Genomic DNA, 12787 nt, shown 5'->3' with positions numbered 1-12787 from the left:
GTCGAGGTGGGTCCTCTTACGCCGTCCGAGCCATGGTGAGTGGGGCCTGATACCCGAGGCACGCCGTACGAGGGGCCATTCCGGAACGGGCCGGGCGCGGATGCCACAATTCCGCTCCTATGCCTCTCCCCTACGAACTGCAACTCGGCTGGCGCTACACGCGCGCGGGCCGGGCCACGCGGCGCAACGGCTTCATCTCCTTCATCTCCGGCGTCTCCATGCTCGGCATCGCGCTGGGCGTGGCGGCGCTGATCATCGTGCTCTCGGTGATGAACGGCTTCCAGAAGGAGGTGACCGACCGGATGCTCGGCGTGATCTCGCACATCGAGATCCTCTCGCGCGACGGCCAGGCGCTCGCCGACATCGACGCCATCGCCGCGGCGGCGCGCAAGAACCCCAGTGTGGTGGGCGTCGCACCCTTCATCGCCGCGCAGGCGCTGATCGCGCGCGGCGAGGACATGAAGGGCACCCTGGTGCGCGGCATCGAGCCGTCTCTGGAGCCGCAGGTGACCGACATCTCCACCACGGCGCAGAAGGGCACGCTGCAGAAGCTGGTGCCGGGCGAGTTCGGCGTCGTGCTCGGCATCGAACTGGCGCGCTCGCTCTTCGTGCAGGTGGGCGACCAGGTCACGCTGATCGCACCCGGCGGGCAGGTCACGCCGGCCGGCGTGGTTCCGCGCTTGAAGCAGTTCACGGTGGTCGGCACCTTCGACTCGGGGCACTACGAGTACGACTCGGCGCTGGCGATGATCCACGAGCAAGATGCCGCGCGCGTGTTCCGGCTCGAAGGGCCGAGCGGCCTGCGCATCAAGCTCAAGGACCTGCACCGCGCGCGCGAGGTGGCGGAGGAACTGGCCGTCACGCTGCCCGGCGAGTTCCTGATCCGCGACTGGACGCGCCAGAACAGGACCTGGTTCGCGGCGGTGCAGGTCGAGAAGCGCATGATGTTCATCATCCTCACCCTGATCGTCGCGGTCGCGGCCTTCAACCTGGTGTCGACGCTGGTGATGACGGTGACCGACAAGCGCGCCGACATCGCGATCCTGCGCACGCTGGGCTCGAGCCCGAAGAGCATCATGAGCATCTTCGTGGTGCAGGGCGCGATGGTGGGCGTGATCGGCACGCTGGGCGGGCTCCTGCTGGGACTGGGCATCGCCTACAACATCGACGTGATCGTGCCGGCGCTGGAGCGGCTCTTCAACGCGCGCTTCCTGCCGCAGGACATCTACCTCATCAGCAAGATGCCCAGCGATCCGCAGCGCGGCGACATCCTGCCGATCGCGCTGATCTCGCTGGCGCTGTCCTTCGTGGCCACCTTGTATCCGAGCTGGCGCGCGAGCCGCGTCAATCCGGCGGAGGCGCTGCGCTATGAATAAAGCCGCGCCGCTGGGCACCGGCGTCGCCGCGGGGAGTGCCGAAGAGGCCGCTGTCGCCTCGGAGCGGCCGGTCGTGCTGCAGGTAAGGGGCCTGGCCAAGCGATTTCACGAGGGCCGCATCGACCTCACCGTGCTGCACGGAGTCGATCTCGATGTGCGCGCCGGCGAGACGCTGGCGATCGTCGGCGCTTCGGGCTCCGGCAAGAGCACGCTGCTGCACCTGATGGGCGGGCTCGATGCACCCACTGCCGGCAGCGTGGAACTGCACGGCAAGAACATCGCGCATGCCGACGCGGCCGAGCAGGGCCGGTTGCGCAACGCGCATCTGGGCTTCGTCTATCAGTTCCACCATCTGCTGCCCGAGTTCAGCGCCCTGGACAACGTGGCGATGCCGCTGAAGATCCGCCGCATGCCGCCGCAGCAGGCCGCCGAGGCTGCCGCCGCGATGCTGGCGGCCGTGGGGCTGGCCGAGCGGGTTCATCATCGCCCGGCCGAGCTCTCCGGCGGCGAGCGCCAGCGCGTGGCGATCGCGCGCGCGCTGGTGACGCAGCCCGACTGCGTGCTCGCCGACGAGCCCACCGGCAACCTCGACCGCAACACCGCCGACGGCGTGTTCGCGCTGATGCTGAAGTTGGCGCACGAGCGCTGCACCGCTTTCGTAGTGGTCACGCACGACGAGGGGCTGGCCAGGCGCTGCGACCGCGTGTTGCGGCTGGCGGCGGGTCGGCTGGACAACGGCCAGTAGGCTGCGGTGTTCCTGGTGGCCCCCCTTTGCCCGTCTGCTGGGTAAAGGGGGTTTACCAATGTGGCGGGTATTTCGCGTTTACTCATCATGTGGGTAATATGCGGACTGCTCGTCCCAAGGCCACTGCCATGCGCCAGGTCCTCTCCTCACCCTCTCAACTCGGCCCGCTGTTGAAATCCGGGCGCCGCGCTGCCGGTCTGCCACAGACCGAGCTGGCCCAGCGCATGGGTATCAGCCAGAGCCGCATCTCGCACATGGAGCTCCATCCGGAATCGGTGAACCTCGAGCAACTGCTCGCGCTCTTCGGCCTGCTCGGCATGGAGCTCATCGTCCAGTCCAGGTCCGACGCGCCCCCCGCGCAGGAATGGTGAGCCGTGGGCCGGAGGTCGCATTCGCAGGCCCTGTCGATATGGGCCAACGGCGAGCGGGTCGGAGCTTGGCGCATCCCCGCGCGCGGCGAGCCCGAGCTCGTCTACGACCCCTCATGGATGGCTTCGCCGGCCGGGCGCCCCCTGTCGCTGTCGCTTCCGCTGGCGGCGCACGGGCTCAAAGGCCAGGTCGTCAACAGCTACTTCGACAACCTGCTGCCAGACAGCCGCTCCATCCGCGAGCGTCTCGCCACGCGCTTCGGGACGGCGTCCACGGACGCCTTCGCGCTGCTGCAGGCCGTCGGACGCGATTGCGTCGGTGCCATCCAACTGCTCGCGGAAGACGAGGCGCCCACGGACCTTCGGCAGATCTCGGGCACCCCGATGTCGCCGGCCGAAGTCGAGGCCCTGCTTCTTCAGACCGTGACGCCGGGCCGCCTCGGTGGCTTGCCCGGCGAGGAAGACGTGCTGCGCATCTCGCTGGCAGGCGCGCAGGAGAAGACCGCGCTCCTGTGGCACGACCAGCAGTGGATGCGGCCGCACGGCGCGACGCCGACGACGCACATCCTGAAGCTTCCGCTGGGGCTCGTGGGGCATCGCCAGGCGGACTTCAGCACCTCGGTCGAGAACGAATGGCTCTGCCTGAACATCCTCCAGGCGTATGGACTTCCGGTGCCGCGCTGCGCCATCCTCGGCTTCGGCGCGCAGAAGGTGCTGGCCGTCGAGCGCTGCGACCGGCAGCTGCATTCCTCGGGAAGCTGGCTCATGCGCTTGCCGCAGGAAGACTTCTGCCAGGCGCTCGGCGTGCCCTCGCACCTGAAGTACGAGGCGGACGGCGGCCCTGGCCTGCTGGACCTGGCCACGATCCTGCGCCAATCGGTCAGAGCGCGCGAGGACCTGCGGACCCTGCTCGCTGCGCAGCTGATCTTCTGGATGCTCGCCGCACCCGACGGCCACGCCAAGAACTTCAGCATCCACCTGTTGCCGGAAGGGCGCTTGCGGCTCACGCCGCTCTATGACGTCATGTCCATCTGGCCGGTGGAGGGCGCGGGGCCCAACCAGTTCTCCCGCCATGACGCCACGCTGGCGATGGCCATGACCGGGAAGAACAAGCACTACCGGAGGTCGACGATCCGCAGGCGCCATTTCAATGTCACGGCGCGCCTGTGCGGTCATGGCGCGGACGCCGAGGACATCGTCGGCTTCCTGCTCGACAGCACGCCCGGCGTCCTCGCGCGCATGGAGGCACAGCTGCCGGCCGGTTTTCCGGCGAAGGTGGCGCAGCCCATCTTGCGCGGGCTCGCCGCGTCCGCGGCAGCGCTGGAGGCGATGCCCAGGGATTAGGGATCAGGCCTCGAGGAAGAGGGTTGGATCCACCATCGCCCGGTTCAGCATCACCGACCAGTGGAGATGCGGGCCCGTCACCCGTCCCGTGGCGCCCACCGCGCAGAAGCGCTCGCCGGCCTTCACCAGTTGCCCCACCTTCACATCGATGCCGCTCAGGTGGCAGTACATCGTGAGCAGTCCGCCTCCGTGGTCGAGCCACACCGTGCCGCCGTTGAAGAAGTAGTCGCCGGTGTCGATCACCCGTCCTGCCAGCGGCGCCTTCACCGGCGTGCCCGTGGCCGCCGCGATGTCCATGCCGCTGTGCGGATTGCGCTTCTCGCCATTGAACACGCGCCGCAGGCCGAAGGAACTGGAGCGGCGCCCCGGCACCGGTACCAACATGCGCAGCTCGCCCTGGGGCGGGGGCTCGCTGAAGGTGGCCATCACGCCTTGCAGGTGCGCGCGCTCGCGCTCGTAGCGCGCCATGTCCTCGGCCGAGAGATCGACCTGGCCCGGCGCGACCTTGAGTTGCTGCTCGAGGTAGCGCTTGGGCGCGATGACGTAGGGCAGCTCGCGGGCGCTGCCGTCCTCGCGCAGCACGCTGATGCGAGCCTCGCCCGGCTGCGCGGACAGCGGGATGCCCACCAGCGCGCTCCATTCGATGACATCCCCCAGCACCAGCAGCGGCACGTCCTCTAGGGTGCGGGCCTGCGGCCGGCGAGCGGCCGGGCCCAGCGAGAGCCGGGCCACGCCCCCGGGGACATGCAAGTCGCGGGGCCACACCGCTGCTTGTTCGGCAGAGCGGGCGGCCGGCAGGGCGATCAGACCGAGTGCGCCCAGCAGGGCATCGCGGCGCTTCATGTGCATGGGCTCAGGCCTTCGGCTTGCAGGCCACCCTCGCCGTTGGCATCGGCAGGCACCTGGCCCGAGACATGGACGAGGTCGCCTGCGCGCAAGGCGGGCGAGAGGGGGCGAATCCGGCGGTCCGACGCCTTGGGCAAGACGCCAGGGTATTCGAGCGGCATGGGAACTCCTGGGTTTGGAAATGGTGGCAAAGAATCGGGAGAGCCGATTTCACCGATCCTGGAAGAATCGGATGCCATCGCGGCCTTGGTCGCACCATCATGCAGCATGTTCACGAGCCTCTCTACACCTCGACGCCAACGCCAGGTCAAGCGTGGTGCCGATGAGCGATCGAGGGCCATTTCAACGCCAGCATCCGAGGGACCTGACCCATGACCACCACTGACGACCAGCTTTTCGATCCGCTCTTCGACACCCGCTTCAAGGGCTACCCGCATACCCAGCCGCCCAGGCGCCGCAGCGAGATCGGCCAAGCCGGCTGGCATGTGCTGGCCGGCAACCTGCCGCTGCCGCTGGCCGTGCTCAAGCGCGAGGCGCTCGAGCACAACCTGGCCTGGATGCAGGCGCGCGTGCGGGAATGGGGCATCGACCTCGCGCCGCACGGAAAGACCACCATGTCGCCGCAGCTCTTCCGCCGCCAGCTCGATGCCGGCGCCTGGGGGCTGACTTTCGCGACCGTCACGCAACTCGCGGTCGGCGTGGCGGCCGGCGCGCGCCGCACGCTGATCGCCAACCAGGTGGTGAACGACGAGGACCTGGCGGGCATCCAGCTGCTGCTGCATGAACACACGGATCTGCGGGTCGTGTTCCTGGTCGATTCGCTGGCGCAGCTCGCGCTCATCGAAGCGTGGCGCGAGCGCCATCACGAGAGCCTGCCCTTCGAGGTGATGCTGGAGGTCGGCGTCCAGGGCGGACGCACCGGCTGCCGCCACGAGGAGGAGGCCCTCGCGCTGGCCACCGCCCTGCACCGCAGCCCTGCGGTGCGCCTGGTGGGCATCGAGTGCTACGAGGGGCTGGCCGCCACAGGCGAGACCGGCCCCGACACCGCGTACGCCGATGCGCTGATGGACCGTGTCGAATCCGTGGCCCGCCATTGCGATGCGAAGGGATTGTTCGAGGGCGACGAGGTGATCGTCTCGGCCGGCGGCTCGGCCATCTTCGACCTGGTGGCCGGCCGGCTGAAGCCGGCGCTCAAGGGCAGCGTGCGCGGCATCCTGCGCTCGGGCTGCTACGTCACGCACGATCATGGCTTCTACAAGCGGATGCTCCGCGCGGTGGACCAGCGCCTGGGCTGCCAATGCGGCGAAGGTGAGGGCGGGAGCCTGCGCCCTGCCATGGAGGTCTGGGCAATGGTGCAGTCGCGCCCCGAGCCCGGGCTTGCGATCCTCGGGGTGGGCAAGCGCGACCTCTCCTTCGACCTCTCCCTGCCCGTACCCATCGCGCGCGCCGCGCGCGGCAGCCTGGTGCCCAAGGGCGTGCCCGCCGACTGGAAGATCACCGGCCTGAACGACCAGCACGCCTACCTGCGCTGGGACGATGCCGATTCGCGGCAGGCGCCCGTGGTCGGCGACCGCATCGGCCTGGGCATCTCGCACCCCTGCACCACCTTCGACAAGTGGCGCTGGATGCCGGTGGTGGAGGAGGACTACCGCGTGAGCGATGCGGTCTCGATCCATTTCTGATGGCCATGACGAACTCCCTGCCGCAGAAGGTGGCCGCCGGTGCCGGCGCGTGCGGGGCGCATGCTGAGCCGGGCGGGGTAGGGCCGCTGCCACGGCGGGCGTGCAGGGTTGCGAGTCTGCGCTGGGGCCAGAGCCGCCGGCCCGCTAAAGTGCCGGTCAGCATGCCTGCCGCGCCCCGCCTCCTCCCCGCGTTTCGACGATGGCTTGCAAGCGCGGCCGTCGCGCTGCTGGCCTTGTCCTGTGCGGCCGGCCGCGCTGGCCCCCTGTGCCTGGACACCGCGGTCCGGTCCGCGCCGCCGCCCCGCGCCTTGGCCCTGGCCGCGGCGGCCCGGCAGGAGCATGCAGCCTTCGGCGGCCAGGCACTCGATGCCGAAGGCCGGCTCATCGAATCCGGCTATTCCGAAGCCGAGGCGCGACGCAGGCCGTCGCGCGTTCCGGCGCCCTGGGAGCGCGTCATGGGCTACTGGCAGGCGGTCGATGCGCAGGACGGCCGGCTTCCCACCCAGGTGGCGTTCGGCGCATGGCTTCCGGCCGATCGCGGCCTGCTTCGGCAGGCGCTCGACCAGGCGACCGCGGCCCGCCTGCAAGGTCTGGGCGTGGGGCCCGACCAAGGCTTGGCATCGCACGAGCTGCGCGCGCTGCAGACCGCCGTGGACCGCGTCGCCGTGATCGACACGCCCTGGTCCGCCGCCTTCGTGAGCTGGCTCGCGCGCGAGGCCGGTCTCGCGCCGCGGGAGTTCGCTTTCTCCGAAGCGCATGCCGATTACGCGGGCGCCGCGTGGCAGGCCGGCCTCGACGAGGCGCAGGGCCTGGCGACGCCTTATGCGATGCGCGCCTGCGATCTCGCGCGCACGCCGCCGCGCGTCGGCGATCTGGTCTGCCATGCGCGCAGCGACGATGAAGGGCTCGCGGACTTCGAAGGCCTCGGCCGCATCCTGGCCACCCGCCGCACAGGCGGCGCTGCATTGCCCATGCATTGCGACGTGGTGGTGGGCGTGGATTCAGCGAGCTTCGACGCCATCGGCGGCAACGTGCTGCAGTCCGTCAGCCTGCGGCGCCTGGCTTTTGCGCCCGGCACCCGCTCGCTCGACCCGAGCTACCGGCGGGGCTGCGACGCCGTCGCGCCGGCCTGCGTCGATCGCCACATGAGCCGGCAGCCCTGGTCGTTGCTGCTGCAATGGCGTTGACGCCCGCGGCGCGCGGCGATCAGTCGCGCGTCATCGCGGACGACAGTGTGGTCTGCGGCAGATAGGCCCCGGCCTCCCTCAACCGCTCGACCAGCACCCGCGTGTCCAGATCGCAGGCCGGCTGCCCGGTCGCGATCGACTGCGCCGCCGCCGTGCCGGCGGCCTGGCCCATCATGTAGGCCGCCGATTGCGCGCGGATCGAGCCGTGCACCTTGGTGTCGCTCGAGTGGCAGCGTCCCGCGACCCACAAATTGCCGGAGCCGCGCGGCACCAGGATGCTGTACGGGATGCCTACGCTGCCACCGCGGCCGAGGTTGTCCTTGCCGTGGAAGTCCTTCAGGAAGCGCTCGTACTCCGCCTTCGAGGTGTCGGTCGGATGCACGTCGGTCGGGCGGTTGTAGACCGCGATCTGGTCGGCGAACTGGCGGCGGTTGCGGAAGTCCTCGATGCCGAGCTCGAATTCACCGACGATGCGGCGCGAGTCGCGCACGCCCATCACCGGCGCGGTGGCGAGCAGCTCCAGGTCTTCGCAGCCGGGCACGTACTTGCGATAGAACTCCATGTACTCCACCGCGAGCTTGCGGCCGAACACCATCCCGTCGGAGAGGCTGCGGTTGGACAGCGGATTCAGATTGAACACGTGGCCTGCGTTCAGCGTGGCGGTGCGCTCGCCGATCTTGTTCATGCCGGGCATGAATCGGTCCTCCTGCGTGAAGTGGCCGTCGGCGATGGCGCGGGCGAGCAGCTCGGTCTTGGTGTGGTTCTTGACCTCATCGATGCCGCGCCAGTCGCTGCCATAGGCCGGATGGTCCCAGTGCATGCCGCCGAGCAGCGAGCACAGCGTGCTCGGCGCCACCGTCTCGGTGTCGCGCAGCACCACCTTGCATTCGGCACCCGCGAGCGCGGCGAGCGCGGCGTCGCCGGTCGCGTCGACGAAGGTTCTGGCGCGCACATAACGCAGGCCCTCCACATTGCTCAGGACCACGCCATTGACACGCCGCCCGCTGTTGTCGGCCTCGATCACGCGCGTGAAGAAGCGCAGCTCCACGCCAGCGGACACCGCGAAGTCGTCGAGGATGCGCTTCAGGTGCTCGGGCTTGAACGGGACCCAGCGATTGAGCTGTGCGTTCAGGAACTCGGGCACCACGTGCGGGCCGAAGGCCTTCTGTGCCCACATGGTTTCGAGCAGCTCCTTCATGAAGCCACCGACCAGCATGCGCTCGCCGTCGGCCACCGGCCCGAAGGACGCGACCAGGCCCGAGGTGCCCATGCCGCCCAGACAGCCGGTCGCCTCGACCAGCAGGGTCTTGAGGCCCAGCCGCGCGCCGCACACGGCCGCTGCGGTGCCTGCGGGGCCGCCGCCTGCCACCACGAGGTCGTAGCTGTCGCCGGCTGGAATGCGGCGCGTGAAGGTGTAGGTGTGGTCGTCGTTCATGGGTGATGTCAGTTGGTCGGTGCGCCGAGCGGCTTGGTGACTTCGGCGAAGTGCCGGATCTCGCTCTGGATGAAGGCCTTGAATTCGTCCGGTCCCTGCGGCGAGACTTCCACGCCCATCTCCGCCATGGCCTTGGCGACTTCGGGCATGGCAAGCACCGCCGCGATGTCGTCGGCCAGCCGCTGCGCGATGTCGCGCGGCACGCCGGCCGGCGCCGCGAAGCCGGCCCAGTTGACGGCCTCGTAGCCCGGCAGCGTCTCGGCGATCGTCGGCCAGTCGGGGTAGAGCGGGCTGCGCCTGGCGCTGGTCACGCCGAGCACCTTGAGCTGGCCGTTCTTGACAAAGGTCTCTGCCGAGCTGGCGACCGAGAAGCCCATCGGGATCTGCCGGCCCACGATCTCGGTGTACATCTTGGCCGCGCCGTTGTAGGGCACATGCTGCAGCTGGATGCCGGCCATGTGGTTGAGCATCTCGCCGGCGAGCTGCGCCGAGGTGCCGATGCCGTTGGAGCCGAACGAGAGCTTCCCGGGCTGCTTCTTCGCCAGCGCGATCAGCTCAGGGATGTTGTTGGCCGGGAAGTCGGCCGCCGCGACCAGCGCCACCGTGTAGTAGCCCACGCGCGCGATCGGCTGCAGGTCTTTCACGCTGTCGTAGGGCAGGTCCTTGCGCTGCACGGCGTTGATGCTGAGCGAACTGCCCAGCAAGCCCAGCGTGTGACCGTCGGGCGCCGCGCGCGCGGTCGCCAGCGTGCCGATCACCACGCCGCCGCCGGGCTTGTTCTCGATGATGACCGACTGCTTCCAGCGCGCCTCCAGCCGTTCGCCGAGCACGCGCGCGAGCCGGTCGGCCGCGCCGCCGGGGGGCTGGGGCAGGTAGATGCGCACGGGCTTGCTCGGGAACCCCTGAGCATGCAGCGAGGGCGCCAGGGCCATCAGGGCCGCGGCCTGCAGCAGGCGCCGACGCGCAGTGCCGATGTTCGTCTTCGTCATGGCTTGTCTCCATCTTTTGTCTCCCCCGGTGCCACGGGAGTCATGCACATTGTTCGGCGCGCACGGACGGCGGGCAAATGAAAAGACATGTCCATGTCTTAACCTCTGGTTATGAACCTGCGACACATGGAAGTCTTTCGCGCCGTCATGCTCACCGGCAGCGTGGCAGGGGCGGCCGAGTTGCTGCACGTTTCGCAGCCGGCGGTGAGCAAGCTGCTCGCGCATGCGGCGCGCCAGAACGGGTTGACCCTGTTCGAGCGCGTCAAGGGCCGCCTCGTGCCGACGCCCGAGGCGCAGCAGCTGCACGCCGAGATCGAGAACCTCTGGCGGGGCGTCGAGCGCGTGCGCGACATCACGCGAACACTGGCCCGACCCGAGAGCGGCACGCTGCGCCTGGCCGTCTCGGCCAGCCTGGCATCGCACCTCGCGCCGCGAGCGGTCGCCCTGCTCTACGAGCGCTTTCCGCTGCTCAAGAGCCGCATCGAAGTCCTGGTGTCGCCCATCATGGTCGATGCGCTGCTGGACCACTCCGCCGATCTCGCGATCGGCCTGTTGCCCAACGAGCATCCGAATCTGGTGACCGTCAAGAGCTACACCTGTGGGTTGGCCTGCGTGATGCGCGAGGACCATCCGCTGGCCGCGAAGGCCCTGGTCACGCCTTCCGACCTGCGGGGCCAGCGCGTGATCACCTCGCCCGCCGGCACGCCTTACGGCCAGAGCCTGCGCCGCGCCTATGGCAAGGCGGCCGCGCAACTGCGCCTGGACATCGAGGTGCGCTCCGCCACCACCGCCTGCTGGTTCGCCCAGGCGGGCGCCGGCATCGCCGTCATCGATCGCGCCGCCGTTGCGGGCCAGTCATTCACCGGTCTCGCGGTGCGGCCCTTCAAGACCAGCGAACGGCTGGAGGTTCGCATCATCCGCAACCGGTACCGACCGATGTCGGTGGTGCAGGGGGCCTTCTGCGAGGCATTCAACCGCGCGTGGGACGAGGCGCTCAAGACGTTCCCGCCGCCGCGCATCGAGCGCTGAATCCGAACACGGCCGCGCGACTGCGATGCCGCCGCAGTCACGGCCACCGTGTCAGGCCGCGATCGAGTAGCCCCCGTCGACAGGAATCGCCGTGCCCGTCACGAAATCGGAGGCGGGGCTTGCCAGGAAGACCGCGATGCCCGCCAGGTCCTCCGGCGCGCCCCAGCGCCCGGCGGGCGTGCGCGCGTTCACGCGATCCTCCAGGCCCTGCACCTGGGCGCGTGCGCCGTCGGTCAGCTCGGTGCGTATCCAGCCCGGCAGCACGGCGTTGACCTGGATGTTGTCGGGCGCCCAGGAGGCCGCCATGGCGCGCGTCAGCTGCACGATCGCGCCCTTGCTCGCACCGTAGGCCGGCGCATAGGGAGCGCCGAAGATCGACATCATCGAGCCGATGTTGATGATCTTGCCGCCGCCGGCCTTCTTGAGGTGCGGGTAGGCCGCGCGGCAGCACAGGAAGGCGCTGGTGAGGTTGGTGTCCATCACCTGGTGCCACTCGGACAGCGCGAGCTGGTCCACCGGCTTGCGCACGGTGGTGCCGGCGTTGTTGACCAGGATGTCGAGCCGGCCGCAGCGCTCGGCCGCCTCGTCGACGAGGCGCTGCACCGAGGCTTCGTCGCTCACGTCGGCCGCCAGCGCGAAGCTGTCGCTGCCCAGGGCGCGCAGGGCCTCGACCGCGGCGGCCGACTTTTCCGCATTGCGCGCCGCGATCACGACGCGGGCGCCGGCCTGCGCCAGGCCTCGCGCCATGCCCAGGCCGATGCCGCCATTGCCACCCGTGACGAGCGCTGTCTTGTCTTTGAGATCGAACATGCGGCGAGTGTCGCCCGGTTTCGGCATCCGCGCCGCACGTCTTCAGGACAGGACAGGCCAAGCTCGGCCCGAATTCATTCTGGTTTTTTGTCGTAAGAGTTCTGCGCCAACCCGAATGATTTCTAGCATTTTGCCGACCGCCAGATTCCGTCATGAGCTGGGGCGTGAGGCTTCCAAAGTTGCATGGGGGGAGAGGATTAGCGCCCTTTCAGGTGGTCATGCACGCCACGCGCATCGCGCGTGGTCCTTGGACAACCTGAGACCCCCGCCCATGAACAGAATGCACCGCAGTCTTTGGAATCCCGCGCTCAACGCCTGGGTGGCTGCTCCCGAAAACATCCATGCGCGCGGCAAGCGCAGCCGCTCACGCACGGTGGTCGGAGCAGCCCTCCTCGTGCTCGGTGCCGTGGCAGGTTCTGCTGCCGCACAGGCGCAGGTAGGGTCCAGTGGTGGTGGCGGCGGCTGCGGGCAAAACGACGGGCAATGCGCCATCGGTGGCGGTGAAGGCGGCAGGGCTACCGATCCGGGTGTGTTCGCAGAGCGGACCGTCGCCCCGACTCCGCCGACGGGGACCGGGGGCGGCGGTGGCGGTGGCGGTGGCGCCAATCTGACCACAGGTACGGGGGGCCTCGGTGGCAGAGGGGCCGATTCGATGTTTGTCGATACAGTGGTCTTCCCGGGCGGGTACGGAGGGTTGGGCGGCAGCTTTGGCACTGACGCCCACGCAAACAACGGCGTGCAGGTCACGGGCGGCAATGGGCAGAACGGCGGCAACGGCGGGGGCGACGGGCTCTTCGTAAGTCCTGTTGCTGGCGGGGGCGGAGGCGGAGGCGGTGGCGGTTTCGGATGGTTTCTTACTGGGGTCGGTACCGTAAGCAATTCAGCGAGCGGGTCGATTTCCGGTGGCACGGGTGGTGCCGGGGGCTTGGGCGGTGCTACCGATGCCACCTTCAAGTACGGCGGCGGCGGCGGCGGT

General features: G+C 69.3%; 13 protein-coding genes. 8 read left to right on the top strand and 5 right to left on the bottom strand.

Annotated features, from left to right (window positions below):
* The first annotated feature begins 119 nt into the window (after positions 1 to 119).
* From APY03_RS37785 to APY03_RS37770, 4 genes are all read left to right on the top strand, one after another.
* On the top strand, positions 120 to 1376 hold the full coding sequence (locus APY03_RS37785) for a lipoprotein-releasing ABC transporter permease subunit (RefSeq protein ID WP_068685642.1): 1257 nt from the start codon (positions 120 to 122) through the stop codon (positions 1374 to 1376).
* Positions 1369 to 2121, top strand: coding sequence for a lipoprotein-releasing ABC transporter ATP-binding protein LolD (gene lolD / locus APY03_RS37780; RefSeq protein WP_083944881.1), 753 nt, complete (start codon positions 1369 to 1371; stop codon positions 2119 to 2121). Before APY03_RS37785 ends, lolD begins: the two co-directional genes overlap by 8 nt.
* Positions 2122 to 2249: 128 nt before the next feature.
* Entirely contained in the window at positions 2250 to 2492 is a 243-nt protein-coding gene (locus tag APY03_RS37775; protein ID WP_068685640.1) for a helix-turn-helix domain-containing protein, read from the top strand.
* Between the two features lie 3 nt (positions 2493 to 2495).
* Positions 2496 to 3833, top strand: a complete 1338-nt coding sequence (locus APY03_RS37770; RefSeq protein WP_068685636.1) for a type II toxin-antitoxin system HipA family toxin — start codon at positions 2496 to 2498, stop codon at positions 3831 to 3833.
* 3 nt (positions 3834 to 3836) lie between these two features.
* Here APY03_RS37770 and APY03_RS37765 read toward each other — a convergent pair whose 3' ends face one another.
* Positions 3837 to 4682 (bottom strand): M23 family metallopeptidase, encoded by an 846-nt coding sequence (locus APY03_RS37765; RefSeq protein WP_068685634.1) that lies wholly within the window; start codon positions 4680 to 4682, stop codon positions 3837 to 3839.
* Entirely contained in the window at positions 4673 to 4840 is a 168-nt protein-coding gene (locus tag APY03_RS42165; protein WP_180988646.1) for a hypothetical protein, read from the bottom strand. Before APY03_RS42165 ends, APY03_RS37765 begins: the two co-directional genes overlap by 10 nt.
* Positions 4841 to 5050: 210 nt before the next feature.
* Between APY03_RS42165 and APY03_RS37760 the strand changes: the two genes are divergently transcribed.
* Both APY03_RS37760 and APY03_RS37755 read left to right on the top strand, forming a co-directional pair.
* Positions 5051 to 6361 carry an amino acid deaminase gene (locus APY03_RS37760; RefSeq protein ID WP_068685632.1) on the top strand — a complete coding sequence of 437 codons (1311 nt, stop codon included), beginning with the start codon at positions 5051 to 5053 and terminating at the stop codon, positions 6359 to 6361.
* A gap of 29 nt (positions 6362 to 6390) precedes the next feature.
* On the top strand, positions 6391 to 7548 hold the full coding sequence (locus APY03_RS37755) for a DUF2272 domain-containing protein (protein WP_232324563.1): 1158 nt from the start codon (positions 6391 to 6393) through the stop codon (positions 7546 to 7548).
* 19 nt (positions 7549 to 7567) lie between these two features.
* Here the strand turns inward: APY03_RS37755 and APY03_RS37750 are convergent, their stop codons facing one another.
* The gene (locus APY03_RS37750; protein ID WP_068685627.1) at positions 7568 to 8983 is read right to left on the bottom strand and encodes an FAD-dependent oxidoreductase; all 1416 of its coding nucleotides are present in this window, start codon (positions 8981 to 8983) and stop codon (positions 7568 to 7570) included.
* An 8-nt stretch (positions 8984 to 8991) separates the two neighbouring features.
* Entirely contained in the window at positions 8992 to 9972 is a 981-nt protein-coding gene (locus tag APY03_RS37745) for a tripartite tricarboxylate transporter substrate binding protein (protein WP_068685625.1), read from the bottom strand.
* A gap of 126 nt (positions 9973 to 10098) precedes the next feature.
* On the opposite strand from APY03_RS37745, the gene APY03_RS37740 reads away from it, so the two are divergent.
* Positions 10099 to 11001 (top strand): LysR substrate-binding domain-containing protein, encoded by a 903-nt coding sequence (locus APY03_RS37740; RefSeq protein WP_232081134.1) that lies wholly within the window; start codon positions 10099 to 10101, stop codon positions 10999 to 11001.
* A gap of 51 nt (positions 11002 to 11052) precedes the next feature.
* On the opposite strand, the gene APY03_RS37735 is transcribed toward APY03_RS37740, so the two are convergent.
* Positions 11053 to 11811, bottom strand: coding sequence for an SDR family NAD(P)-dependent oxidoreductase (locus APY03_RS37735; protein ID WP_068685644.1), 759 nt, complete (start codon positions 11809 to 11811; stop codon positions 11053 to 11055).
* A gap of 271 nt (positions 11812 to 12082) precedes the next feature.
* Between APY03_RS37735 and APY03_RS45455 the strand changes: the two genes are divergently transcribed.
* On the top strand, positions 12083 to 12787 hold a 705-nt coding region (locus tag APY03_RS45455), incomplete at its 3' end, for an ESPR domain-containing protein (protein WP_198161376.1).

Origin of the sequence: Variovorax sp. WDL1 (assembly GCF_001541225.1) — a bacterium.
Classification (GTDB): Bacteria; Pseudomonadota; Gammaproteobacteria; order Burkholderiales; family Burkholderiaceae_C; genus Variovorax.
The sequence above is the reverse complement of the archived record's forward strand: the minus strand, read 5'-3'. Positions and strand labels throughout refer to the sequence as shown.

Bases quoted from the DNA above. Each gene is read 5' to 3' on its own strand.
- APY03_RS37785 (WP_068685642.1), top strand. From the start codon at position 120: ATGCCTCTCCCCTACGAACTGCAACTCGGCTGGCGCTACACGCGCGCG.
- lolD (WP_083944881.1), top strand. From the start codon at position 1,369: ATGAATAAAGCCGCGCCGCTGGGCACCGGCGTCGCCGCGGGGAGTGCC.
- APY03_RS37775 (WP_068685640.1), top strand. From the start codon at position 2,250: ATGCGCCAGGTCCTCTCCTCACCCTCTCAACTCGGCCCGCTGTTGAAA.
- APY03_RS37765 (WP_068685634.1), bottom strand. From the start codon at position 4,682: ATGCACATGAAGCGCCGCGATGCCCTGCTGGGCGCACTCGGTCTGATC.
- APY03_RS42165 (WP_180988646.1), bottom strand. From the start codon at position 4,840: ATGCCGCTCGAATACCCTGGCGTCTTGCCCAAGGCGTCGGACCGCCGG.
- APY03_RS37760 (WP_068685632.1), top strand. From the start codon at position 5,051: ATGACCACCACTGACGACCAGCTTTTCGATCCGCTCTTCGACACCCGC.
- APY03_RS37750 (WP_068685627.1), bottom strand. From the start codon at position 8,983: ATGAACGACGACCACACCTACACCTTCACGCGCCGCATTCCAGCCGGC.
- APY03_RS37745 (WP_068685625.1), bottom strand. From the start codon at position 9,972: ATGACGAAGACGAACATCGGCACTGCGCGTCGGCGCCTGCTGCAGGCC.
- APY03_RS37740 (WP_232081134.1), top strand. From the start codon at position 10,099: ATGGAAGTCTTTCGCGCCGTCATGCTCACCGGCAGCGTGGCAGGGGCG.
- APY03_RS37735 (WP_068685644.1), bottom strand. From the start codon at position 11,811: ATGTTCGATCTCAAAGACAAGACAGCGCTCGTCACGGGTGGCAATGGC.